At 52.8% G+C, this 925-nt stretch carries 2 protein-coding genes; both read right to left on the bottom strand.

The window, feature by feature from the left end:
• Window positions 1-217: 217 nt before the first annotated feature.
• Window positions 218-451 (bottom strand): type II toxin-antitoxin system HicA family toxin, encoded by a 234-nt coding sequence (locus EI28_RS12775; protein ID WP_048111751.1) that lies wholly within the window; start codon window positions 449-451, stop codon window positions 218-220.
• A complete protein-coding gene (locus EI28_RS12770; RefSeq protein WP_231476498.1) occupies window positions 448-675 on the bottom strand; it encodes a type II toxin-antitoxin system HicB family antitoxin in 228 nt (75 codons plus the stop codon). Before EI28_RS12770 ends, EI28_RS12775 begins: the two co-directional genes overlap by 4 nt.
• Between the last annotated feature and the right edge of the window lie 250 nt (window positions 676-925).

The following is a 925-nucleotide window of genomic DNA, read 5'->3' as shown; positions in this document are numbered from 1 at the left end:
ATCGAGGTCGACCGGAAGGTCTTCGTCGATGACGATATCGGGCAGTTCCGGCGGTTCGACGGTGAATGCCTTCCCCCGGCAGTAGGTGCAGCAGAGGTTGCAGTTGTCGGTCAGGATGAGATGGTAGTACACGGAGGGTCTCGTACTATTGGTGGCGGTGAAAAAAGGTGAGATGTGGACTTTCAAATCTTCTCCGGACGACTCCGGTGCTGAACTTTTACAGATCAAGGAACTCTTCTTTTGTAAGGCGTGCCTGCTTCAGGATCGAGAGAAGCGTCCCGCGGGGAATTGGATCGCGTCGAGGAACGATGACAAGCAGTTTGCTCCCGTCGTCCCCGATTTTATAGAGAGCTACGTGGCTTCCCTTTCCCCGGTGAGGAGCGTAACCGAACCCGATTGCCTTCAACTTCTTTATGACGTCATCGGAAGAGATCTGAGGCAGCTTCGTCATGCCTCGACCTCAATGACCGAGGTGAACTTGTGCCGCGATGTCAGGATAGGCTCAATGTCCTGCAGCATCCCGAGTTCTCTTGCATTCTCCAGGTAGAGCTCGATCGCTTCACGGATATTATCCAGCGCTTCTTCCGGAGTATCGCCGCAACTGGCAACCTCGAGTTCCTGGCACTTTGAAACATAGGTCCCCTCTTCCTCCCAGATCAGAATAGTTAGTCGCACCTTTGTCAATGGTATCACCTTCGACCATTAACAGTTCATTCACCCGTTATAATATTCTTCTCACCGGGGATCGGGCGGTGATCGGATTTGAGAGTGGGTCATACCTTCAGACTGTCCATAAGGGTTAGGAGTTTGTATGCCTGTTCGTCGCTTCAGGCGCAAGACAGAATACCCTGCAGTGAGAACGGACTCCTATGCCTGAAGCGAAGAAAGAGAACCTCACCGAGCAGGTCATCGATCCCCGTGACCT

This window comes from Methanoculleus sp. MH98A (assembly GCF_000691865.1).
In the GTDB taxonomy this organism is placed as follows: domain Archaea; phylum Halobacteriota; class Methanomicrobia; order Methanomicrobiales; family Methanoculleaceae; genus Methanoculleus.
This window is presented reverse-complemented; position numbering and strand designations above follow the sequence as displayed.

Excerpts from the sequence above, each read along its gene's own strand:
- EI28_RS12775 (WP_048111751.1), bottom strand. The coding sequence starts at position 451 with ATGACGAAGCTGCCTCAGATCTCTTCCGATGACGTCATAAAGAAGTTG.